At 32.1% G+C, this 23,629-nt stretch carries 21 protein-coding genes; 10 read left to right on the top strand and 11 right to left on the bottom strand.

Annotated elements, in window-relative coordinates; genetic code table 11:
* Nucleotides 1-151 precede the first annotated feature (151 nt).
* The gene (gene rho / locus CLU83_RS09700) at nt 152-1,984 is read left to right on the top strand and encodes a transcription termination factor Rho (RefSeq protein ID WP_100431420.1); all 1,833 of its coding nucleotides are present in this window, start codon (nt 152-154) and stop codon (nt 1,982-1,984) included.
* 96 nt (nt 1,985-2,080) lie between these two features.
* Here the strand turns inward: rho and CLU83_RS09695 are convergent, their stop codons facing one another.
* The 3 genes from CLU83_RS09695 to CLU83_RS09685 all read right to left on the bottom strand — a co-directional run bounded on the left by CLU83_RS09695 (nt 2,081) and on the right by CLU83_RS09685 (nt 6,773).
* Nucleotides 2,081-3,298: an RsmB/NOP family class I SAM-dependent RNA methyltransferase gene (locus CLU83_RS09695; protein ID WP_100431419.1), complete on the bottom strand. Its 1,218-nt coding sequence runs from the start codon at nt 3,296-3,298 to the stop codon at nt 2,081-2,083.
* A 105-nt stretch (nt 3,299-3,403) separates the two neighbouring features.
* A complete protein-coding gene (locus CLU83_RS09690) occupies nt 3,404-5,374 on the bottom strand; it encodes a KUP/HAK/KT family potassium transporter (RefSeq protein WP_100431418.1) in 1,971 nt (656 codons plus the stop codon).
* Between the two features lie 127 nt (nt 5,375-5,501).
* Nucleotides 5,502-6,773: a hypothetical protein gene (locus CLU83_RS09685; protein ID WP_100431417.1), complete on the bottom strand. Its 1,272-nt coding sequence runs from the start codon at nt 6,771-6,773 to the stop codon at nt 5,502-5,504.
* Between the two features lie 115 nt (nt 6,774-6,888).
* Between CLU83_RS09685 and CLU83_RS09680 the strand changes: the two genes are divergently transcribed.
* A complete protein-coding gene (locus CLU83_RS09680) occupies nt 6,889-7,953 on the top strand; it encodes an oxidoreductase (RefSeq protein WP_100431416.1) in 1,065 nt (354 codons plus the stop codon).
* A gap of 56 nt (nt 7,954-8,009) precedes the next feature.
* Here the strand turns inward: CLU83_RS09680 and CLU83_RS09675 are convergent, their stop codons facing one another.
* From CLU83_RS09675 to CLU83_RS09660, 4 genes are all read right to left on the bottom strand, one after another.
* Nucleotides 8,010-8,468 carry a sensor of ECF-type sigma factor gene (locus tag CLU83_RS09675; RefSeq protein ID WP_100431415.1) on the bottom strand — a complete coding sequence of 153 codons (459 nt, stop codon included), beginning with the start codon at nt 8,466-8,468 and terminating at the stop codon, nt 8,010-8,012.
* 44 nt (nt 8,469-8,512) lie between these two features.
* The gene (locus tag CLU83_RS09670) at nt 8,513-8,941 is read right to left on the bottom strand and encodes a hypothetical protein (RefSeq protein ID WP_100431414.1); all 429 of its coding nucleotides are present in this window, start codon (nt 8,939-8,941) and stop codon (nt 8,513-8,515) included.
* A gap of 120 nt (nt 8,942-9,061) precedes the next feature.
* Nucleotides 9,062-9,604 carry an RNA polymerase sigma factor gene (locus CLU83_RS09665; RefSeq protein ID WP_100431413.1) on the bottom strand — a complete coding sequence of 181 codons (543 nt, stop codon included), beginning with the start codon at nt 9,602-9,604 and terminating at the stop codon, nt 9,062-9,064.
* A 58-nt stretch (nt 9,605-9,662) separates the two neighbouring features.
* Complete coding sequence (locus CLU83_RS09660) at nt 9,663-10,775, bottom strand: SRPBCC family protein (RefSeq protein ID WP_100431412.1); 1,113 nt, start codon at nt 10,773-10,775, stop codon at nt 9,663-9,665.
* A 301-nt stretch (nt 10,776-11,076) separates the two neighbouring features.
* On the opposite strand from CLU83_RS09660, the gene CLU83_RS09655 reads away from it, so the two are divergent.
* Together CLU83_RS09655 and CLU83_RS09645 are read left to right on the top strand one after the other, a co-directional pair.
* Nucleotides 11,077-13,113, top strand: a complete 2,037-nt coding sequence (locus CLU83_RS09655) for a dihydrofolate reductase (RefSeq protein ID WP_100431411.1) — start codon at nt 11,077-11,079, stop codon at nt 13,111-13,113.
* 395 nt (nt 13,114-13,508) lie between these two features.
* A complete protein-coding gene (locus CLU83_RS09645) occupies nt 13,509-13,889 on the top strand; it encodes a nucleoside triphosphate pyrophosphohydrolase family protein (protein ID WP_100431409.1) in 381 nt (126 codons plus the stop codon).
* Nucleotides 13,890-13,976: 87 nt separating this feature from the next.
* Here CLU83_RS09645 and CLU83_RS09640 read toward each other — a convergent pair whose 3' ends face one another.
* Nucleotides 13,977-15,044: a branched-chain amino acid aminotransferase gene (locus CLU83_RS09640; protein WP_100431408.1), complete on the bottom strand. Its 1,068-nt coding sequence runs from the start codon at nt 15,042-15,044 to the stop codon at nt 13,977-13,979.
* A gap of 306 nt (nt 15,045-15,350) precedes the next feature.
* On the opposite strand from CLU83_RS09640, the gene mnmD reads away from it, so the two are divergent.
* Nucleotides 15,351-16,010, top strand: a complete 660-nt coding sequence (gene mnmD, locus CLU83_RS09635; RefSeq protein ID WP_100431407.1) for a tRNA (5-methylaminomethyl-2-thiouridine)(34)-methyltransferase MnmD — start codon at nt 15,351-15,353, stop codon at nt 16,008-16,010.
* 150 nt (nt 16,011-16,160) lie between these two features.
* A complete protein-coding gene (locus CLU83_RS09630) occupies nt 16,161-16,358 on the top strand; it encodes a hypothetical protein (protein ID WP_100431406.1) in 198 nt (65 codons plus the stop codon).
* Nucleotides 16,359-16,752: 394 nt separating this feature from the next.
* On the opposite strand, the gene CLU83_RS09625 is transcribed toward CLU83_RS09630, so the two are convergent.
* The gene (locus tag CLU83_RS09625) at nt 16,753-17,694 is read right to left on the bottom strand and encodes a hydrogen peroxide-inducible genes activator (RefSeq protein ID WP_100431405.1); all 942 of its coding nucleotides are present in this window, start codon (nt 17,692-17,694) and stop codon (nt 16,753-16,755) included.
* A gap of 156 nt (nt 17,695-17,850) precedes the next feature.
* Between CLU83_RS09625 and CLU83_RS09620 the strand changes: the two genes are divergently transcribed.
* From CLU83_RS09620 to can, 4 genes are all read left to right on the top strand, one after another.
* Nucleotides 17,851-18,330 carry a Dps family protein gene (locus CLU83_RS09620; protein ID WP_100431404.1) on the top strand — a complete coding sequence of 160 codons (480 nt, stop codon included), beginning with the start codon at nt 17,851-17,853 and terminating at the stop codon, nt 18,328-18,330.
* A 135-nt stretch (nt 18,331-18,465) separates the two neighbouring features.
* On the top strand, nt 18,466-18,756 hold the full coding sequence (locus tag CLU83_RS09615; RefSeq protein WP_100431403.1) for a hypothetical protein: 291 nt from the start codon (nt 18,466-18,468) through the stop codon (nt 18,754-18,756).
* A gap of 311 nt (nt 18,757-19,067) precedes the next feature.
* Nucleotides 19,068-20,723 (top strand): SulP family inorganic anion transporter, encoded by a 1,656-nt coding sequence (locus tag CLU83_RS09610; RefSeq protein WP_100431402.1) that lies wholly within the window; start codon nt 19,068-19,070, stop codon nt 20,721-20,723.
* 66 nt (nt 20,724-20,789) lie between these two features.
* A complete protein-coding gene (gene can / locus CLU83_RS09605) occupies nt 20,790-21,434 on the top strand; it encodes a carbonate dehydratase (RefSeq protein WP_100431401.1) in 645 nt (214 codons plus the stop codon).
* Nucleotides 21,435-21,508: 74 nt separating this feature from the next.
* On the opposite strand, the gene CLU83_RS09600 is transcribed toward can, so the two are convergent.
* Entirely contained in the window at nt 21,509-22,714 is a 1,206-nt protein-coding gene (locus CLU83_RS09600; RefSeq protein WP_100431400.1) for an LETM1-related biofilm-associated protein, read from the bottom strand.
* A 335-nt stretch (nt 22,715-23,049) separates the two neighbouring features.
* Nucleotides 23,050-23,619 carry a YdeI family protein gene (locus CLU83_RS09595; protein ID WP_100431399.1) on the bottom strand — a complete coding sequence of 190 codons (570 nt, stop codon included), beginning with the start codon at nt 23,617-23,619 and terminating at the stop codon, nt 23,050-23,052.
* Between the last annotated feature and the right edge of the window lie 10 nt (nt 23,620-23,629).

Genomic DNA, 23,629 nt, shown 5'->3' with positions numbered 1-23,629 from the left:
TTTTTAATAAATACTATTGTATGATAAATTTTATTTGTATTATTGCATAACATTACCGTAAGCACTTCATACTGCGGTTCATTAAAACAAGATACTACCCTAAAAAATCTTTTGTGTTATTTTCCAAATTAATTAAACAAATAGAACATTCATGTTTGATATTTCTGTATTAAAAGAATTGAAGCTTGCAGAGCTTCAAGAGATAGCTAAAACGGCTAAAACCATAAAATTCAACGGTGTAAAAAAAGACACTTTAATTAGTCTTATCTTAGAACATCAGGCTGTTGCTGAATCTTCCCAAGAGAAATCAGCGGATGAACAGAAGCCCAAAAGAGTCCGTATTGTTGCTGAAAAAAAAGGAGCAATAGAAAAAAATGATGCTCCAGTTTTATTTGAAAGTGAAGAAGTAAAGGAAAATCCTGAAATAGTTGATGCACCAGAGAAAAAAGGGAAAACTATTGCAAAAGATGTAGCTATTGCTGATACAGTAGTTTCGGATAATAATGTAAAAGAAGTTAAAGTTGTAAAATTCAGTAAGTCAGCTTATGAGAAAAAGATGGCTTTGCAAAGAGAAAAAGAAGCTTTAAAAGAATTGGCTCCTGTAGAAGAAAATGCTACTGTAGAAGAAACAGCATCAGATTCTAATCCAGAAGCTGTAGCCGAAAAAACTGAAAATAATGATACTGTTTCGGAAAAAAAAGTAAATCCGAATCAGTTAAATAAAAAAGGGCTAAATCCAACTAATAAGATTAACCCAAATCAGAACGGCAATTCCAATCCAAATGGAAACCAAAATCAGAATTCCAATCAAAACCAAAATCCTAATTTTAAAAACAAAAAAAGCAATTTCAAAGATGCTGATTTTGAATTTGACGGAATTATAGAGAGTGAAGGCGTTCTGGAAATGATGCCTGATGGTTATGGCTTTTTACGTTCTTCGGATTATAATTATTTAGCCTCACCAGATGATATTTATTTATCAACTTCACAAGTTCGTTTGTTTGGTTTGAAAACTGGAGATACCGTAAAAGGCGTAGTCCGTCCTCCAAAAGAAGGAGAGAAATTTTTTCCTCTTGTACGTGTTTTAAAAATTAATGGTCATGACCCGCAAGTGGTTCGTGATAGGGTTTCCTTTGAACATTTGACTCCGGTTTTTCCTTCTGAAAAATTTAAGTTGGCCGAAAAGCAAAGCACTATTTCAACCAGAATTATTGATTTGTTTTCTCCAATAGGAAAAGGACAGCGCGGTATGATTGTGGCACAGCCAAAAACTGGTAAAACAATGCTGTTGAAAGAAATTGCCAATGCAATTGCAGCGAATCATCCTGAGATTTATTTAATAGTTTTATTAATTGACGAACGCCCGGAAGAGGTTACGGATATGCAAAGAAGCGTTCGTGGAGAAGTAATTGCATCTACGTTTGACAGAGAACCGCAAGAGCATGTTAAAATCGCTAATATCGTCCTTGAAAAAGCAAAACGTTTGGTAGAATGCGGCCATGATGTTGTTATACTATTGGATTCTATTACTCGTTTAGCCAGAGCTTATAATACTGTTCAGCCAGCTTCTGGTAAAGTGTTGAGCGGTGGGGTTGATGCTAATGCTCTGCAAAAACCAAAGCGTTTCTTTGGTGCCGCGCGTAATGTTGAAAATGGCGGATCGTTGAGTATTATTGCAACAGCTTTGACAGAAACAGGTTCTAAAATGGATGAGGTTATTTTTGAAGAATTTAAAGGAACCGGTAATATGGAACTTCAGTTAGATAGAAAAATTGCCAATAAACGTATATTCCCTGCGATTGATTTAACATCTTCAAGCACTAGACGTGATGATTTATTATTAGATCCAAAAACATTGCAAAGAATGTGGATTATGCGAAAAATGCTTTCGGATATGAATCCTGTTGAAGCGATGACTTTGATAAATGACCGTTTCAAACAAACAAGAACTAACGATGAGTTTTTAATATCGATGAATGATTAGGAGATTAAAGAGAAGAAAGAGCATACATAAAAAAAAGTCCTCGAATTTAATTTTCGAGGACTTTTTTGTGTAATCTGCAAACCTGAAAACTGCGATCTAATTTTCCTTACGTTCCATTAATGCCATATAAAAACCGTCAAAACCTGATTCTGAGGCTAATATTTTTTGGTCTTTTATGAAATTAAATTGTTTTCCAATATCAGTTGCTAGAAATTTTTGGATCTGTTCCTGATTTTCAGAAGGCAGAATGGAGCAGGTGGCATATACTAATTTTCCGCCTGGCTTTACAATTTTTGAATAGCTTTCCAGTACTTCCGATTGTACTTTTCGGATGTTATCGATGAATTCGGGTTTTAATTTCCATTTAGAGTCAGGATTTCTTTTAAGAACGCCCAATCCGCTGCAGGGAGCATCAATTAATACTCTGTCAGCTCTTTCGTGAAGCTTCTTGATTACTTTAGTTGAATCAATAATGCGGTATTCAATGTTGAAAGCACCGTCACGTTTTGCTCTAAGCTTCAGCTGTTTTAATTTACTTTCGTATAAATCCATTGCAATTAATTGTCCTTTGTTTTCCATCAAAGAAGCGATATGCAATGTTTTTCCTCCTGCACCAGCACAAGTGTCAACTACTCGCATACCTGGTTTTACATCCAAAAAGTGAGCGACTAACTGTGAATTGGCATCCTGAACTTCAAAGAATCCTTGTTTGAAAGCGTCTGTTAAGAAAACATTGGCTCTTTCTTTTAGGACTAATGCATCAGGCTGATCTTTTAAGAATTCGGTTTCGATGTTAAGATCCATCAGAATGGCTCTTAATTTTTCTTTAGTAGTTTTAAGGGTGTTTACTCTCAAAATTACTTTAGCTGGCTGGTTTTGAGCTGCAATTTCAGTAGCCCAAACTTTTTCGCCTAATTCTTTTACTCCTAATTCATCCATCCAGTCCGGGATGGATTCTTTAAGCGCTCTTACTTTGGACAGTTCGTCAAAACGTCCTTTTATCTTTCTTTCCGGGGTTCCTTCTAATTGTCTCCAATCTGGAATTGGATAACCTCTCAACACTGCCCAAACAGAAAACATTCTCCAAAGATTGTCTCTGTCATAAGGCTCTTTTACCTCGGCAATTTCAGCATATAATCTTTTCCAGCGTACTATTTCATAGATGGTTTCGGCAACAAATTTTCTGTCGGAACTTCCCCAGCGTTTGTCTTTTTTTAAGGATCTTGCTACTACTTTATCGGCATATTCCCCTTCGTTAAAAATGGCATTAAGGGCGTCAATAGTGGTGTAAACTAAATTTCTGTGTAATCTCATTTTAAATAATTGAAACGCAAAGGTACTATTTATTGGTCAAAAACTATATTTTATATTGTAATCAAAAAAAAACACTGTTTTGAGACAGTGTTTTTTAGAATGTTTTTAGTTTTTAACGAAAATTCTCGTTAGTTCGATTTTTTCTGGCGGATGAAGCACCATTGGGAATTTTTCTATTTTTACTGAACTGCTGTCCAGACCAAAAGCACTTTCTTCTGATAAGCTTAATTTTTTGATGAAGAAATAGGAGTTCATTATCAGTTTTTCATGCCACAATAAATCACTGTCGTTGGATAAGAATTTCTCAGATAATACGAATTTAAAATCTCCAATAATGTTGTTTTTGTTTAGGGATTCATATCTGCTGGTAATATCTACTTCACCATTTTTAACCATGTCTTTGATAACTTCTCTAAACATTAGGTTTATTTTGGTAGGCTCTCTAAATCCTAGGTTAAAATCTACTCTGTATAAATCGTCTTTAAGAATTTCTCTTACTTTGTATTCTGTTTTATATGGTTCAGATAAAATATTTACGTGAACAAACCAATATATATCTGCTCTTTTTGGTCTTTTTTGCAGAATAGAATACATTACTTTTTCTTCTATTTCATCACTGCGGTTGGCATTAGTCATATAAACCAAATGAGTAGCATATTTTGGGATTGATAAATCGGCACTTAGTTCGCTTAGCACTTTTTTATAATCATCAAATTTTACAAATTTAGTATAGCTTTTATTAATTTGTTTGGCTCTGTACCAAATTGTCATTACCCCAATGAGCATCGTGGCTATAAAAAGAGTTACGTAACCGCCTTCTGCAAATTTTGTAATATTTGCAGCAAGGAAACTCAGCTCAATACTCATGTAAATGGTAATTAATGGAACAAAAAAGTACCATTTTACTCGTTTCATTATTAAATAATAGTTCAATAATATGGTAGTCATTATCATGCATAAAATAATAGCTAAGCCATAAGCATGTTCCATATTGCTGGACTCTTCAAAATGGAGTACAATTCCAATACAGCCAATAAGAAGCAGCCAGTTTATAGAAGGAATATATAATTGACCTTTCAATTCTGTAGGATATTTGATTTTAACTTTTGGCCAAAAACTCAATCGCATTGCTTCATTGATTAAAGTAAAAGAACCAGAAATAAGTGCTTGAGAAGCAATGACAGTGGCAACAGTTGCAATCACGATTCCAACAGGCTTGAACCACGATGGCATTATTAAATAAAATGGATTGGCAAAATCACCGCCTAATGCCTGCAGAGTTACGCCTTCATGGTGTATCAGATATGCTGCTTGCCCAAAATAATTTAAAACCAATGCCGATTTTACAAAAATCCAGCTTATTCTAATATTTTTTCTCCCACAATGCCCCATATCAGAATATAACGCTTCGGCTCCAGTGGTACATAGGAAAACAAATCCTAATACAAAAAAGCCTTCCGGGTGAATTGATAATAAATGGTAGGCATAGTATGGATTTATAGCTTTAAAAACCTCTGGGTGCAATGTGATTTGACTGATGCCTAGTATTGCAAGCATTCCAAACCAAATTAGCATCATTGGAGCGAAAAACTTTCCAACTAATTTGGTTCCAAATTGTTGGATAGTAAATAATACGACTAAAATTCCAATAACTATTGGTACAGTATTAATATGTGGAAAATAACTCCTCATACCCTCTACAGCTGAAGAAACCGAGATGGGAGGGGTAATGATTCCGTCTGCAAGCAAGGCACTTCCTCCTATAATTGCTGGGACAATGAGCCATTTAATTTTTGTTTTTTTAACCAAAGCATATAAGGCAAAGATTCCGCCTTCTCCATGATTATCAGCACTTAATGTAATGAGTACGTACTTGATTGTTGTTTGCAGTGTTAGTGTCCAAAACACACAGGATACACCTCCTAAAACTACATCGGCATTAATAATATATTCGCCAAGGATGGCTTTCATTACATATAATGGAGAAGTACCAATATCTCCATAAATAATTCCTAAAGAAATTAATAAACCTCCCAGAGTTAATTTACTATGGAGGTCTTTGTGCGTTGCGCTCATCTAATATTTTTATAAAAACTGGTCAAATTTACTATTTTTCAATAGAAAAAAAGGACTTATCTATTAAAATAATAAAAGAGGCCTAATATGTTAATATTAAGCCTCTTTTGCAGTTTTTCTGTTTATTTTAGATTCTTCTACCGCCACCTCTGGAAGTGTTTTCGTTACTTCTTTGTGGTTCAGATCTTTGGGTGTTATTTTCTCTAGGAGTACTGTTTCTGTTTTGGGAATAGTCTCTTTGAGGCTGTACTCTTTGCGTATTGTTTTCTCTTGAAGAGTTATTCGTGTTTTGAGAATTGTTTTCTCTTGAAATATTGTTTCTGTTTTGAGAAGAATAGTCTCTTTGGGGCTGTGTTATTTGTGTATTGTTTTCTATTGTTGAACTGGCCGTATTTTGAGAATAATCTTTTTGATTATAATTTTCTCTAGAAGTATTCTCTCTGTTTTGGCTATAATTTCTTTGAGGTTCAGTTCTTTGAATGCCTGCAGCTCCTGGAGAATTAGTTCTGTTTTGTGAGTAATCCTTTTGATATTCAATCATTGGTTTATTTGTAGCTCTTGAATAGCTTGCTCTGTTTTGAGAATATTCTCTTTGAGAGTTATTGTAACCAGGATTATTTCTTGAATAAGCAACTTCATTTCTGTTGCCATTGCTGTATCTTCTTTGATTTAATTCATAATGGTTTGAATAGTTATTGTTTCTTTTTGAAAAGGCATAATCAGGATGTCTTCTTTCATAACTGTTACAGCTATATGATGTATAAATTGCCGGAGCACGGTAGCATCTTCTGTAATTTACATAATTATAAGTGTTACGATAATTTACACAGCCATAAACATTTTTTCTGTATCTGAAAACTGAATACGGATTCCACGCAACATAGAAATTTGGGTAAAAATTCCATGTCCAAGATGAATAATATGGACGGTAATAACTTGTCCAAAATGATGCGTAAATTTGTGGAGTTAAGCAATATTGAGGCTCGTAAATATAGTTTTGTCCATAAATGAATGAGTTTCCTACAATTTGAATTGAAATTTTATTGCTTCGGTCTCTTTCAACTTCTATTGTAGCAACATCTTGGTATAAATCACGCCCAAGTATTGACTGGATTATGATTATATGAGTATTGTTCTCTACAGATTCTATTACTCTTAAATAGTCTACTTGATTATCGTTATTTAAATCTAAATTTGAAATTTGAAGTTTAGGATCATTTAAGCGTCTCTCAAAGTCATTTAAGTTTTGAGATTCTCCAAAAATAGAAGATACCGCTGTTAAATCAAGATTGTCACTAATATCTGAGTTCATGGCGTTTATTGTAGTTCTATTTTGTGCGTTCATTTGAAAGGTAAAAAAAGTAGCAATAATTGCGGCTAATTGTATTTTGGTTTTCATGGCTTTTTAAATTAATTGATTTGTGTAATTATGTAAACAACAACTGTGCCAGAAATATGTTTCATTGACAGTGGATTTTAAATAAATTTATATATTTTATTAAAAACAGTAAGTTATGAGGATTAAAATATTTGTTAGTTTCTTGTTTATTAGTGGATTGTATTTTATTTCTGCTCAGGATTTAAATAAAAATAAAATTGATGCAACAGATTTTCATGCGGTTCAAATAGATACTCTTTTCCAAGATAAAATCAGTATTAGAGCAATTGTAGTGGATAACGGTAAAGTTTGGTATGCAGGTGACAAAAATCGGTTTGGTTTTTATGATTTAAAAATCAATGAAAAATTTGAAAATACTGTAACCGAGGATACTCTAAAAATAGAATTTAGAAGTATTGCCAAAACTGATAAATATGTGTACTTACTTAGTATAGCTAATCCTGCTTTGTTATATCAAGTAGGTAAAGATGGAAAAAGCATTAAATTAGTTTATCAGGAACGAAATGAAAAAGTTTTTTATGACAGTATGCAGTTTTGGAATAATAATGAAGGAATTGCAGTTGGTGACCCAATTACTAATCATCTTTGTATTCTTAAAACAATTAACGGAGGTTTTACTTGGAATAAAATTTCAGAAAGCAAACTTCCTGAAGCTTTTGACGGTGAAGCCCATTTTGCCGCTAGTAATACAAATATTGTTATTAAAGGGAAAGAGACTTGGATTGTTTCGGGAGGGAAAAAAGCCAGAGTTTTTTATTCCCCCGATAAAGGAAATTCCTGGAGCAGTCATGAAACTCCTATTGTGCAAGGTAAACAAATGACTGGAATCTTTACAGCTGATTTTTATGATGAAAAAAATGGTTTTGTAGCGGGAGGTAATTATGAAATCCCGAATCAGAATTTTGATAATAAGGCAGTAACAGATAACGGAGGGAAGACTTGGGAACTTATAGCTAATAATAAAGGATTTGGTTATGCTTCTTGTGTTCAGTATGTTCCTAAAAGTAAAGGTATGGGGATCGTTGCTGTTGGAGCATCTGGATTATATTATTCTTCGGATAGTGGTTTGAATTGGATACAGTTTAGTAAAGACCCAAGTTTGTATACAATCAGGTTTGTGAATGATACTACTGCTATTGCTGCCGGTCGAAACAAAATGATCCGTATTCATTTTAAATAAAAATTCCCGCTTTATAATAGATTTATAAAACGGGAATGTCTGAATTAATAACTAAATTATTTGTTAGGACCTTTGTCTTTATATTGTTGCAAAAGTTTTCTGTTGAAATCTTCTTCTGCTTTTTTTAATTTTAAAATTTTAATAGAAGGAAGTACATCTTTCAGATTTGTCATGAATTTTTTTCGTAAGTTGTATAAATCTTCCTCATTATCTTGAATTTGATCTAAAAGTGCACTAGCATCTTTCTCTGATAATTTAGCAAGATTGTCACCTTGCATTCTTTTAAAATAATTTTTCATTTTTTGATGTCTTAACTCAAATTGTTTGTCATCAAAAGTATTGTAGAGAGGCCAGAATTTTTCAGCTTCGCTTGGAGTTAGATCAAGTTCAGTAGTAAAAAAGGCAACTTTCATTGCTCTGATTTGTTCTTTTTTATCTTTAAAATTTTCGCTTTGGGCATAAAAATTAAAGGATAAAAACAGAAAAAGTATAGGGAATATTTTTTTTAAGTCCATGATTTTTATGTTTTGAGTATATTTATTTGTACAGAATTTTGTGTTTAATTTTCAATTACAAGATTTTCAATGTTAGGGTTTGAAGCCAGCATGTCTTCTAATGTTTGAGTTTCTATTTCTTTTGTGTCCAGAATAATAATATTGCTTTCAGGTTCAATTTCACTTATTATTTCGTCCTGATTTATATGTCCTTCTTCAGTTAAATAATTTTCGATAGTTGCTTCGTCAAGATCTTTGCTCTTTGAGTATGATTGATATAATATAGGAATCATTAAGGCAATTGTAAAAACCGCGGCTATAGCTAAAAGAACTGTTTTTCTTTTTCTAAAAATAGATATAACTTTTGTTTCCTTAACTATTGGTTCGTTCGCCAATTTTTCAATTAGCACTGCTTGGAAATTTTCAAAGTAGCTGTCAGGAGTTTTAAATCCTGATTCTATTTTTGGTGTGTTATCTAATTTAAATGGTGTCATGTGGCAATATTTTTTTTAATGAAATTGATAATTGATAACAGTTTTTGTTTTTTTGATGCTATCAAATATTTGTTGTTGTCATTTCATAATGTGTATTTGACTTGTTATTTTAACAAAGGTTTAATTAGTTGTTACAAAAGCTTCTATTTTTTTTACGGCATGATGATATGATGCTTTTAATGCGCCTACCGATGTTCCTAATATTTCAGATATTTCTTCGTATTTTAAATCTTCAAAATATTTCATTTTAAAAACTAACTGCTGTTTTTCGGGTAATTTGGCAATTGCTTTTTGTAATTTGATTTGGATTTCATTTCCGTCAAAATAAACATCAGCTTTCAGATTATCAATTGCTTTATTTTGTAATTCTACAGATGATATACCGCTTTTTTTAGCTTTTTGATTTAAAAAAGTCAAAGCTTCATTAGTTGCAATGCGATACATCCAAGTAAATAATTTGCTTTCACCTTTAAAGTTTTTTAAATTTTGAAATACTTTTACAAAAGTGTTTTGCAGAACATCATCGGCATCATCATGACTTAAAACAATATTTCGAACATGATTATATAACGGTTTTTGATAATCCTGCATGAGTCTTTGAAACGCTTGATTCTGCGTTTGAAGATTCAATAGACTAAAAATAAATTCCTTTTCGTCCTGCAATTTGCTTTATTTTTAAACTTTGATGCGAATAAACAGAAAAGGTTTAATCTGAATTTAATTAAAAATCAAATTCGTTATCCTGTTTTTTTGTGTTATGCTGAGGAGTAAGACTGTCTTTTACTTCTTTTTGATATACCTTGGGCGGTGCTATAACTTTTGGTGTTATTGGGAAATATATTTCTGTCAGCCATTTTGAAGGGCTAAGATTTTCATTTTTGCCTTTGGTAAAAATTTCTAAATGTGAAAATGTACTGCCAGTCAGTATGTTTTTAGCCGTTGTATATGCTGCAGTTTCGGCGAGTGCTTTATTTTTATAAGTATAATTTCCAGTTAAGCTTGTTTTTAATGCTTCAAAAGCAACCAGTTTTCCTGATAATATTTCGCTTCCTTCACTAGTGAAAATTTGTTCTTTTATAGGGATACAAAAAGAAACTCTGGTCAAATCGTTGATAGTATCGTAAGTATGGTAAATGATAAAAGGCTTTCCATTTTGGCTAATATTATTTTGTTTGCAAAAAGTAATAATTTTTGGAAAAACAGCATTTGCATTTTTAGTAATATCAGATATTTTACTAGTGAATGATTGTCTTAAGTAGTAGGTTTCCAGTTTTTTTACGATTCCATTTATTTTTACGCTAAAAGCAGAGTTTTCAAAATCAAGAGTTTTATCAAGATTAGCTAAAGACTTATCATAGATTTTAGATAAAGTATTTTTTGTGCCTACGTTAAAAAAGGAACTCACTTTCAGCATAAAATTCATTTTGCCAACTGATTTCCAGATTACTTTTGTTCCGCCTACAGTGTCTTTGAAACTCCAATATACATTCGAGAAAGTTTCGTTGAATTCCATTTTCTGCACAATGCTGTCATTTCCCTTAGTATATAAAGTTTGTATGGTACCGATATCTTTGCTTCCTTCCCAAGTAAGTGAACTTCCCCGGCCTATAGTTGAAGGAGAAAATGAGGGTTTTACAGATGCATCTTCGGAAATCCAAGAGCTAAATTTTGGCCAGTTTTTATAATCATTGACATAGTTAAAAACGGCAGCCTTTGGAGAATTAATTACTTTACTGCTTTCTACTGTAAAATTCCCTTTTTGTGTTGCAATATATATTGTAAGCGCAACAAGGCTTAATAGAAATAAAAGAAAAAGATATTTAATAATTCTCATAATGGATTCAATGTTTTTACTGCTGTAAAGTTAGAAATTAAATTAATTATACTACAACATCAATTCATAAAATGTTAAAGTGATTCAGTGGAATTGTTGCTTAGTGTATGGAAAAATGCCATTGTAATAATTTAAAACCTCAAATGGGTTTGCAATATTGTGACTGCATTTCAGAATTATGTTGTTGGAAGTTGAGAAATGTGTAAATTAATAATTATTACAGGCTTTGTTTTTATCGTTTGTTTAAAGAATATGTATATTTGTTATGTATTTATTTGTTTAACATCTAAAAAAAATAAAAATGAAATTAGTTAAAATTATAGTTCTTTTCATGGCTTTTGCGGTTTCAGCTGTTAGTAATGCGCAAAATGATAAAAAAACGACAGCAAAACTGGATGAAAATGTTCCTTTCGATTTTTTCGTAGAACAGTTCTCGGATATTAAAGTTTTGCGGTATCAAATTCCAGGTTGGGAAAATCTTAGTTTGAAAGAGCAGGAGCTGGTCTATTATCTGACTCAAGCAGGGAATTCAGGGCGAGATATAATGTGGGATCAGCATTATAAATATAATTTAAAAATCAGAAAAGCATTAGAAAATATATATCAAAATTATAAAGGCGATAAAAATAATGCCGATTGGAAGAACTTTGAAATTTATTTAAAAAGAGTTTGGTTCTCTAATGGCATTCATCATCATTATTCAAATGATAAAATTAAGCCCGATTTTTCGATGACATATTTAAATACTTTGTTAGCAGATACCAAAACTGCATTGTCTTCTGATATTGTTGCCCTTTTATTTAATGATGCCGATTCTAAAAAAGTAAATCTTGATGCCACAAAAGGTTTGCTCGAAGGTTCAGCAATTAATTTTTATGATAAGGGAATCACTCAAAAAGAAGTTGAAGTATTTTATGCCAATAAAAAGAGTCCAGACCCTAAAAAACCGTATTCCTTTGGCTTGAATTCTAAATTGGTTCGGAATGCAAATGGTCAATTGGAAGAAAAAGTTTGGAAAAGTGGCGGTATGTATGGAATAGCTATAGATAAAATTATTTTTTGGTTAGAAAAAGCTCAAGAAGTAGCCGAAAATAAGAAGCAAGGTGATGCAATTGGTCTTTTGATTAAATATTATAAAACGGGAGATCTAAAAACTTGGGACGATTATAACATTGCTTGGTTGCAGGCTACCGAAGGAAATATAGATTATATCAACAGTTTTATTGAAGTGTATAATGATCCATTAGGATACAGAGGTTCTTATGAAGGTATCGTTCAAATTAAGGATTTTGATATGTCCAAAAAAATGGAAGTAGTTTCTAATAATGCACAATGGTTTGAGGACAATTCTCCATTGGCGCCAGAACATAAAAAGAAAAAAGTAGTTGGTGTTTCATATAAAACGGTTGTTGTTGCCGGTGAATCAGGTGATTCATCACCGAGTACGCCAATTGGTGTGAATTTGCCAAATGCAGATTGGATTCGCGCAGAGCATGGTTCTAAATCAGTTTCTCTTGGAAATATTATTGATGCTTACTCAAAAGCTGGCGGAAAAGGGAGACTGCAGGAATTTGCTAATGATGCTGAGGAAATTAGACTGGCAGAAAAGTATGGTGAACTGGGAAGTAAACTGCACACTTCTTTGCATGAAGTAGTTGGTCACGCATCGGGACAAATCAATCCAGGTGTTGGGACTCCAAAAGAAACTTTAAAAAACTATGCTTCAACATTGGAAGAAGGAAGAGCAGACTTAGTAGGATTGTACTATTTATACAGCCCAAAAATTCAAGAAATTGGTTTGGTGGACAATTGGAAAGAATTAGGAATGCAAAGCTATGACAGTTACATTCGAAATGGATTAATGACACAATTAATTCGTTTAGAATTAGGTGCCAATATAGAGGAAGCTCACATGAGAAACCGTCAATGGGTAAGTGCCTGGGTTTTTGAAAAAGGCAAACAAGATAATGTTATCGAAAAGATTACCCGCGACGGAAAAACTTATTTTAATATTACCGATTATGATAAACTGCATGATTTGTTTGGTCAATTATTGAAAGAAGTGCAGCGAATTAAATCAGAAGGTGATTTTGAAGCCGGAAAAGCATTGGTAGAAAACTATGGTGTAAAAGTGGATCAAAAACTGCATGCCGAAATTTTAGAACGTAACAAACAGTTTCCAGACGCTCCATACAGCGGTTTTGTGAATCCTGTTTTGGTTCCTAAGTTAAATGCTAAAGGAGAAATCATTTCGATAGCGATAGAACAGCCAAAAACATTTGTAGAACAAATGCTTCAGTATTCTAAAAAATATGGTTTTCTGCCTTTAGAAAATTAAAAAGATTGATTTTATAAAACCAGAAACGCCCACAGTGATGTCGGGCGTTTTTTTTCGCGAAGCATAAAACTTCATTTTAAAAACTTAGAAACTTAGTGTCTAAGAAATCTTAGCATCTTTTCAAAATTAATGCTTAAAATAAATCTTGATGACGAATAAAAGTCCAATAAACATCAAGAAACCAATTAAGATTTTATAATTTCCTTTGTAAAATACTTTATGTAAGTTGGCATCTTTTCGATAAGCAAATATCATTGTTATGACAAAAGCGATAAAAAAACAGAGTGCAAATAGTAGTTGACCTTGACTGAACATGTTGAAAAATTTTATGCAAATTTAGACAATAGTTTAGAAATAGTTGCTAATTTTCCATTTCAAATCAATAATTATAAAGGATGCAAAAACAAATCAACGCTGTTAAGGAATTTCATACAGCATTTAGAATAGGACATAGCGAAACTCCAATAGCAGACTTGGGTGACAGTAAAAAAGAACTTCGCTATAACTTAATGAAAGAAGAGAACGAAGAATATCTTGAGGCTGTCAAGAATAATGACTTAGTTGAAATTGCCGATGCTTTGGGCGATATGATGTATATTCTTTGCGGCACTATTATTGAACATGGACTGCAGGATAAAATTGAAGCTGTTTTTGACGAAATACAACGCTCCAATATGAGTAAGTTAGGCGAAGACGGAAATCCTATTTACCGTGAAGATGGAAAAGTAATGAAAGGACCAAATTATTTTAAACCAGATTTCTCAAAATTGATTTAGTTTTCTGTTTTCAGTCACAGTATTGACTGTAAATAAAAAAAGCGATTTCTTATGAAAATCGCTTTTTTTATTCCTGCAAACTGCAATTTATACCTTAACAGTCCAACCAAATGTATCTTCGGTTAGTTTGTTTTGAAGGCTTGTTAGTTTCTCTTTCAACAAAGAAGCATAAGAGTTTTCGATTTTTGGCAATTCATAATAAATCTCTTTGTATGAATAGCCAGCAATAGGATTTACTACAGCAGCAGTTCCAGCTCCAAAAATTTCTTTCAAAGTTCCATTTTGAGAGGCTTCTACCAATTCAGAAACCAATACAGGACGAACTTCTACATTAATTCCTTCTTTTTTGGCCATATCGATAAGACTTTTTCTAGTGATACCATCTAGAATTCTTTCGCTCACAGGCGCAGTCAATAAAGTGTCATTTATTCTAAAAAACACATTCATCGTACCAGCTTCTTCTAGTTTGGTGTGTGTGGCATCATCAGTCCAAATTACTTGTTGAAAACCTTCTTTGTTAGCCAAAGTAGTTGGATAGAATTGCGCAGCATAGTTACCGGCGGCTTTTGCAGCACCAATACCTCCATTTGCGGCTCTGCTGTAATGCTCAGCTATTAATACTTTTACTTCTCCAGAATAATATGCTTTTGCAGGAGATAATAATATCATGAATTTATAATCTTCGGATGGATTAGCAACAACTCCAGCTCCAGTAGCAATCATGAAAGGTCTAATGTACATAGTGCTTCCATTTCCATTTTTTACCCAAGCTTCGTCTAATTTTAATAATTGTTTTAAGCCTTCAATAAAAACAAATTCAGGAACTTCTGGCATAGCCATGCGTACTGCTGATGAATTAAAACGTTTGTAATTTTCATCTGGTCTAAAAAGCCAAATGTCATTGTTGTTATCTTTGTAAGCTTTCATACCTTCAAAAATGGCTTGACCATAATGAAACACTTTTGCAGACGGATCAAGTAAAAGCGGTGCATAGGGCTTAATGACAGGTTGCTGCCATTCTCCATTGACGTAATCGCATTCTAATAAATGATCTGTAAATACAGCTCCAAAACTTAAATGATCAAAATCAACATCATTTATTTTTGTAGTAGCAGCTTTTATTGTTTCAATTTTGTTGGTTTGAGTGGTACTCATAATTATTGCTTATATTATTAAAAAAAAAATGTTTATTTAATAAAATGACTACAGTAAAGAAAATTTCTGCAACCTTTATTGTTGATTGCAAAATTAAATAAAAATCAGATAAATAGTTGTCAAAAAATCATTAATTATGGTCTTTATCTGTGATTTATTTATTGTATAATTTTATTTAAAAATTGGTGTTAAATTCTATGGAATATATAAAAAATATGGTTTTTAGATAACGATAAGAAATTCTTTTATTTAATTTTGAAAACAATATAGTAAGCTGAAATGCTATAATAACTCAAAAACAATACTTTGGAAAGAGAAATTATCCACACATCCGATGGTTCTACAACGATTCATATAAAAGAATGGGATGAATGTTACCATTCTAAGCACGGAGCGATACAGGAAGCGAAACATGTATTTATTAAAAATGGGCTGGCTTTATTTCCTAATCAAAAAGTTTCTGTTTTGGAAATTGGTTTTGGAACAGGCTTAAATGCTTTCATTACTTATTTGGAAGCTGAAGAATTAGGGCAGACAATTGATTATGTAGGAGTGGAGGCATATCCAATTTCAGAGGAAGAGCTGCAATCTATGAATTATCCAAAAGAACTGGATGCATTAGAGCATAAAATGGTTTTTGATAAAATGCATGCTCTAAATTGGGAAGAGAAAAATGATTTGTCCGAAAATTTTTCTTTGACCAAAAGAAAGCAGTTTTTTGAGGATATTGATGATATTGAAAAGTTTGATTTAATTTATTTTGATGCTTTCGGTTATCGTGTTCAGCCTGAATTATGGAGCGTATCAGTATTTGAAAGAATGTTTAAGTCACTAAAAAATAACTCTGTATTAGTGACTTATGCAGCAAGAGGTATCATTAAAAGAAATATGATTGAAGTTGGGTTTACTGTCGAAAAGCTAGCTGGGCCTCCTGGGAAAAGAGAAATGTTCAGGGCTAGAAAATGATTTTTCTTAAAGCCTTATGGTTATTGGGGTTTGTGGCGAAATCGTTATAATTTGCATATTTATGTGTTAAAAAAGGTAATTGTATTTGAAAAAAAATGTATTTTTACATCACGTTAAAATCAAGATATAACCCCAAAATCTTAATTTATTATGTCTAAAATAATGTTTGATTACACAAAATCTGTGTTAGAAAGAGTGAGTTTTGACCCAGTACTTTTCTGTAAAGAATTAGAAAAAGCGATTCGAACACTGTTGCCTTTTGAATTGGATCAACTAAGAGAGTGGTTGTTTGATTTCACCATCGAGAAACCAGAATTGAAACAATGTCTGCTAATTGTAAATCCATAAAGAAAAGAGAAACCGATAAATGGTTTCTCTTTTTTTGTGAATTTGTTTTTTATTAGATAATTCTTAGTTAAAAGAATAAATAACTTACAATAAAATTATAAAATATGCTATTCGTCGGTTTATTTTGTTTTTTACGGATTGTTTTTATTTGAGTTAAAGAATTTTTTCAATAATTTTGCAACTGTTTACTAATTCAATTTATTTAAGCCTTTTTGTTATATCTATAATTAATTATAATTATGCAAAAGGTTCTCGAAAGAGTGAGCTTTAATCCTATACATTTTGAAAATAGTTGAAAAAAGCAATAAAGCACTTATTGCCTTATATGTTTTGACGCATTTTAAGGTAGAGTAATAAAAAAGGAACCAATTTGGTTCCTTTTTTTGTTTTTATATTATTTTTTTAAGAGTGGACTCACAATTTGGACATTTTGAAAAACAATTGCTCCTTTTACAACCCCGGCAATTGTGCTTCTTAAGGCATCAATAATTTGTATTTTTAATTCACTTTTAGGGTATATTAAACTTACCTCACGAGCAGGTTTCGGTTCTTTAAACTGTCTAAGCTTTGATTTATCAGATTCTTTCAGATCCAATGTGTGGAGATAAGGAAGTAATGTAGTTCCCAATCCTTCATCCGCCAGTTTTATTAGTGTTTCAAAACTGCCGCTTTCTATTTGGAAAGACTTAAGTCCTGTTTCGTTTCTGTTTTTACATAAATTTAAAATCCCGTCTCTAAAACAATGTCCGTCCTGCAGCAATAAAATTTCATTGATATTGAGATCGTCTATTTCAATTTCTTCTTTTTGAAATACTGCATTATTTTCAGGTATGTAAGCTACAAATGGTTCAAAGTAAAGAACGATTTCTTTTATTTTTTCGTCTTCCAATGGTGTTGCCGCAATAGCTGCGTCGAGATTGCCGTTCTTCAGTTTTGTGATTATTTCCTCAGTATTGAGCTCCTCAATAATTAATTTCACTTTTGGATATTTTTTGATGAAATTATTCAAAAACATAGGCAATAAAGTAGGCATAATGGTTGGGATAATTCCAAGTCTGAATTCACCTCCAATAAATCCTTTTTGCTGTTCTACGATATCTTGTATTCTATCTGCTTCATTAACAATGTTTTTGGCTTGGTTTACAATTTTTTGGCCAATGTCTGTAAGCTGAATTGGTTTTTTGGTTCGGTCGAAAATTTGAATATTTAACTCTTCTTCAATTTTTTGAATCTGCATACTCAATGTGGGCTGCGTTACAAAACATTTTTCGGCGGCAAGTGTAAAATTTTTGTGTTCGGCTACAGCCAGTACATATTTAAGTTGTGTGATAGTCATAAAATAGTATATTTTTATGCAAATATAAAAACAATCAATTTAATTTATAGCTATTTTTTTGTTTTAATAGATAATTTTGGTAGAAATAAAAGAAACGATTTGTTTCCGGAATTTTAAGGTACTATCAAAATAAAAACAGAATTTAAAATAAAGAACATGAAACTAAATACTATAGGATTACCAGTAGAAGAGTCAGAAGTTATAATTGTAGAATTGAATGTGCTGTTGGCTAATTATCAAATTTATTATCAAAGTTTGAGAGGTTTGCATTGGAATATTAGAGGAAGACGTTTCTTTGATCTGCATCTTAAATTTGAAGAATTATATAATGATTCACAATTGAAAATTGATTTGATAGCTGAAAGAGTTTTAACTCTTGGAGGAAGACCATTGCATACTTTTGAAGATTATATAAAATTCAATCAGCTGCCAATTGGAAAAAATATTTCAAATGATGTGGTTGGTATTGAGCTGATTGTAACTTCGCTTTCTATGTTATTAAAAATCGAAAGGGAAATTCTAAATAAAGCTTCAGAAATAAATGATGAAGGAACTAATTCTATGATGAGTGATTTTATTGTAGAACAGGAAAAAACCATCTGGATGATGAACGCTTGGCTGGAAGAGAGTTTATAAAAGCCAGTTTATATTTTTGAAATAGAAAGCCTAATTAATTTTTGTGATTTTTTCAGGCTTTTTTTCATGTTAAAAATAAATTAATTTTATGAAACTAATTTTTTAATTCAGCTTCTATCTCCTATTTTTGCCCACATGAAGATTTTTGCAAGCATAGTATTATTGTTTTTTGTTTTTTTTCTGGTGGCTCCCACAATTGTGGTGTGTCTGGAAAATGACAAGGAGGATACTAGTCTTTGCGGAAATTCTAATAACTCTTCTTTTGAAGAATTAAAACATGACATAAAGTATTATACATTCAATACTTTTTTGGAAATTCCTTTTTTAATCTTAAAAAAAGGTTCAGGTCTTATCATTTTTGAAAATTTATCGAAGCATGATTTAAACTATGCCTCCATATTTATTCCGCCTCCAAACAGGTTGTAGTTTTCCATTTTTATCATCATTTATAGCCGATTGCTATTGTATTGCAAATTGTAAATAAGTTGCAGGTTATAGGGTTATGTAATTGTTTTCCATTTTTTTGATAGGAACTAACATTTGCGTGCAAATGTTATTAGTGCATGCCATTCTGGATTTGCAGATCTGATTAATTGACTTTTATTACTGCCGTGTTAATGCAAATAAAAATGATGACTCATTTTTAGACACCTTCTTTTTACAGAATAAGTGTCTTCCATCGCAATATTTATATTGTAGTGAAAACCTAAATAATCAATCTCGTAATAACTTTATATATGTCAAAGAATACAAATATTTTTGCTCATTTTAAATCAGACTTTGCTTCTGGTTTAGTAGTTTTTTTGGTAGCCTTACCACTCTGTTTGGGAATTGCAATGGCCTCAGGTGCTCCATTATTTTCTGGAATTATTACAGGAATAATTGGCGGTATTGTTGTTGGATTTTTAAGTCAGTCCCAAATAAGTGTTTCAGGACCGGCAGCGGGTTTAACTGCTATAATACTTACGGCGATAACCACTTTGGGAGGGTTTGATGTCTTTTTAACCGCTGTTTTTATTGCAGGAATCATTCAATTGACTTTAGGTTTGCTAAAAGCAGGAAGTATTTCAAATTATTTTCCAACTAATGTTATTGAGGGAATGTTAGCTGGTATTGGAGTTATAATCATTATGAAACAATTACCGCATGCTTTTGGTTATGATGCCGATTTTGAGGGAGATCAATCCTTTGTTCAAACTACCGGGGATAATACTTTTTCTGCTTTCTTTAATGTTTTGAATCACCTGCAGTTGGGAGCGATATTGATAACATTAGTTTCCATAGCCATTTTGATTGCATGGGATAAAGTTCCGGCTTTAAAGAAATTGAAATTAGTGCCTGGTGCATTGGTTGCTGTAATTGTTGGAATAGTATTGAATGAATTTTTTACTTCGTCAGGAAGTTCATTGGCTATTGAGAAGGAACATTTAGTTTCATTGCCTGTACCAACTTCATTTGATGAATTTAAAGCAATCATTGTAACGCCAAATTTTTCTGGTTTTTTAAATCCGCAAGTTTGGGTAGTAGGTGTAACAATTGCGGTTGTTGCTTCTATAGAAACTCTTTTGTGTATTGAAGCAGCCGACAGAATGGATGTACACAAACGATATACTAATACGAATGTAGAATTAAGAGCACAAGGAATTGGAAATATTGTATGTTCATTGATAGGCGGATTGCCATTGACATCAGTTGTGGTTCGTACATCTGCAAATAATGAAGCAGGTGCCAAATCAAAATTATCAGCAATAATTCATGGTGTTTTATTATTAGTATGTGCGCTGTCCATTCCTTTTATTCTGAATAAAATCCCTCTGGCTACTCTTGCTGCGGTTTTGATTTTAGTTGGATATAAATTAGCAAAACCAGCAACATTCAAGCATTTTTGGAGTTATGGGAAATACCAATTTTTGCCTTTTATTGCTACCTTTTTAGGAGTTGTATTTACAGATTTGTTAAAAGGCGTAGTTTTAGGAATCGTAATCTGTATTATCTTTATATTGAGAGGGAATCTTAAAAGAGCATACAGTTTTAGAAAGAATGAATACGTCGACGGTGATATTATTCATATCGATTTAGCTCAAGAAGTATCTTTCTTGAATAAAGCGGCTATTAAAATGACTTTGGCCAAAATACCAAAGAACAGCACAGTAGTTATTGATGCTAAGGATACTGTATACATTGCTCACGATATTTTGGATCTGATTCATGAATTTAAGACAATAAGAGCGATAGATGATAACATTAATGTAAAATTAATTGGATTTAAAAAGGAGTATGATTTAGAGAATAGTAATGAATCTCAAAATCATGTATCGATCGAGCATCATTATGATTTTGTAAAAAGAGAAATGGTCGAAAAAAAGGTCGTAAACGAAGATTTTTTGCAATAATTTGTAATTTTACAATAATATAGAATAGACAATTTAAACCAAATAAAACTTTTAAAAAAAACTAAAATGAGTGATTTTTATAAAAAAATATTAGACAATAATAAAAAATGGGTTGAAGAACAATTGAATTTAGATCCAGAATATTTTAAAGATTTAGCCATGGGGCAAAAACCGCCATTGTTGTGGATCGGATGTTCTGATAGCCGTGTTCCTGCAAATGAAATAATCGGAGCTAAGCCAGGGGAAGTTTTTGTTCACAGAAACATTGCTAATATGGTTATTCACTCGGATATGAACATGTTAAGCGTACTGGATTATGCAGTAAATGTTTTAAAAGTGAAACATGTTATTGTTTGTGGTCATTATGGATGCGGAGGCGTTAAAGCCGCCATGGGTAATGCTTCAATAGGAATTATTGATAACTGGATCCGCCATATCAAAGATGTTTATCGTCTGCATGATAAATATTTAAATGCTATACAAGATGATAATGAGCGTTTTAATGCTTTTGTAGAAATCAATGTTAAAGAGCAAGTATTTGATTTAGCCAAGACATCCATTTTGCAGTCTGCTTGGAAAAACGGACAAGAAGTTACTATTCACGGATGGGTTTATGGATTAAATTCAGGTTTTGTAACCGATTTGGGAGTAAACTTCAGTTCAGATCAAGATTTGGACGAAGTGTATCAGCTTAATTTCAAAAAGGATTAGCTGTTCAGCAAGAACTGAATAAGTTTTATAAAATGCAAAAGGCTGTCAATTATTTTAGACAGCCTTTTGTGTTATTATTCATCATTATCTAAATTTTCATTAAATGCCGAAGGTAAAAGTTTTGGGATAAACTTAATCAGGAGAGGTAATAATAAGCTTCCTCCTGGGAGTAAAAAGATGGTTAGTGAAGGTATCGTTTTGCAAACATCCAATAATTGTTTTTTTACTTTTTTCTTTTCTTTTTCATCTAAATCCCTGTGGGTCGAATGAGCCAAAAGCAACATCAATTCTTTACTTTGAACTATTTCCTTAATTAATCTCAATTTATTGCGTGAGATCAGTGTAATGACACTCTTTGTCGTTTGATCATAAAAATGCTTTACTGGATTCGAATAATTAAAATAAGGAATTTCTTTTCTATGCTTGCTTATGAAACTGTCTGTATTGCTGATGCTCTGTGCTACAAAACCATCGTCTTCAATAAATAATGAATTTGCCAATGTGTGTAAAAAGTAAGATTCATTATTTTCTATAACACCATCGCTCCATAAAGCCATTCCTGCGATATCAATTAAGTATTTTTTTTCCAGCTCGGCAGTAAAATAAGCTAATTCCAGCGTTTCTAAGGTGATATTCTCTTTTTTAGAAAATTTGCTGTATCGAATTGAGGCTTCAAATAATTTAATCAATAAATCATCGTATTGTGATTTGTTATTTTTTATTTTCAAAGCCAGAATAACGATGTTTACAATCGTTTCTTCAATTTTTTTAAGGTATTTCTCTGGAATTTGTCCCTGTATCAAATATTGGCGAAAAGCCAAAACATCTATAAACAACAGTGCATTGGTAACTAAATGCGAAAAATTTTTGTTTATTATATTGTCATTCGTCTGTACTCGCTCATCAATTATTTTTTCTAAAGTAAATGATGGCGAATTTTTTGGGACAATTTTTTTGAATAAGCTAAATCCTTCCGGATGCATTTCCTTGTAAAAAAGATTGGCCTGCTCAATAAAATCCGACGGCTCTTTTTCCTTATTTGTTAATAAAAAAATACCATATAAAGCATTCAGTAAAGCTAGTTTTGAAATTTCTTCCTTGAACCAGTCTTTAGTCTGTATTTCAAAAGGTGCGTCAATCGAAATGATATGGCCGTAGATAAAACCGGTACTTCTTAATTTTTGATAAAAGCTGGCTTCGGTTTCAGAGACATGGTGTTCTGATAACTTTTGTTTTGTAAAGAATTTATCTATCCAACCTGATGCCGAAGGGTTAATCATTGCTTTGTTTTGATTATGCAAAACTATGTTTTTTTATGAATCAATGCCTAATTTCAATAGTTATAAAATTGTTTATCGGGCATTTTTTGTGAAATTGTACATTTGAGCTAGTATACAATGTGAATTCAATTTTTCAAAGCCTTTTTTGATTTAAAATTTTAATTCAATTATTTTTTCAGAAGCATAAAAATCAGGCGTTTTTGGTTATATGGTTCCTGCTCTGCGTTTTATCTTTTATTTTTTAAAGGAAAGAGTAAAAGGCAATTGCGAGAGCAATTCGACGATCAGGGTTCCAAAGGTAGAGATATTGCTTTTTTGGTGAACGCTAGAATAAATTAATTTCTCGATTTCTTATTTTGAGTACAAAGCTCAATTATTGTTGTAATTCTATTGTTTCTGGTTTCTTCTCTTTTAGCCTGATTGAGCCAATGGAGATAGTTTTTTCGATAAGAAGGACTGAACTTTTGATAGTTTTCGTATGCCATTTGGTTTTGTTCAAAAGCTAATTTTAAATCCTCTGGAATTATTAAATCTTCGACTGCATCTGAGGATGTCCAAGAGCCATTCTGCTTGGCAATCTCAATTTTAGACAATCCGCTTTGATGCATCAAATTGTCAACAATGAGTTTTTCGATATAAGTTTTATTGAGTTTGCTCCAAATGCTTTTATTTTTTCTGGGAGTAAAGAGTTGTCTTCTGCTGTGTTCATCAATTTTTTTGACGGTAGAATCAATCCAGCCATAGCAAATTGCTACTTGAACTGCTTCTTCCCAACGCATGCTTTCGAAAGGGCTGTTTACTTTATAGAAAATTAAATACACACCAGCTGACAAATCATGATTATCGTGTAACCATTTCCGCCATGCTGATGCGTTTTTAAAATAATGCTGTTCTTTCTCTTTCAAACGAGATTAG

Origin of the sequence: Flavobacterium sp. 1 (genome assembly GCF_002797935.1) — a bacterium.
Classification (GTDB): Bacteria; Bacteroidota; Bacteroidia; order Flavobacteriales; family Flavobacteriaceae; genus Flavobacterium.
The sequence above is the reverse complement of the archived record's forward strand: the minus strand, read 5'-3'. Positions and strand labels throughout refer to the sequence as shown.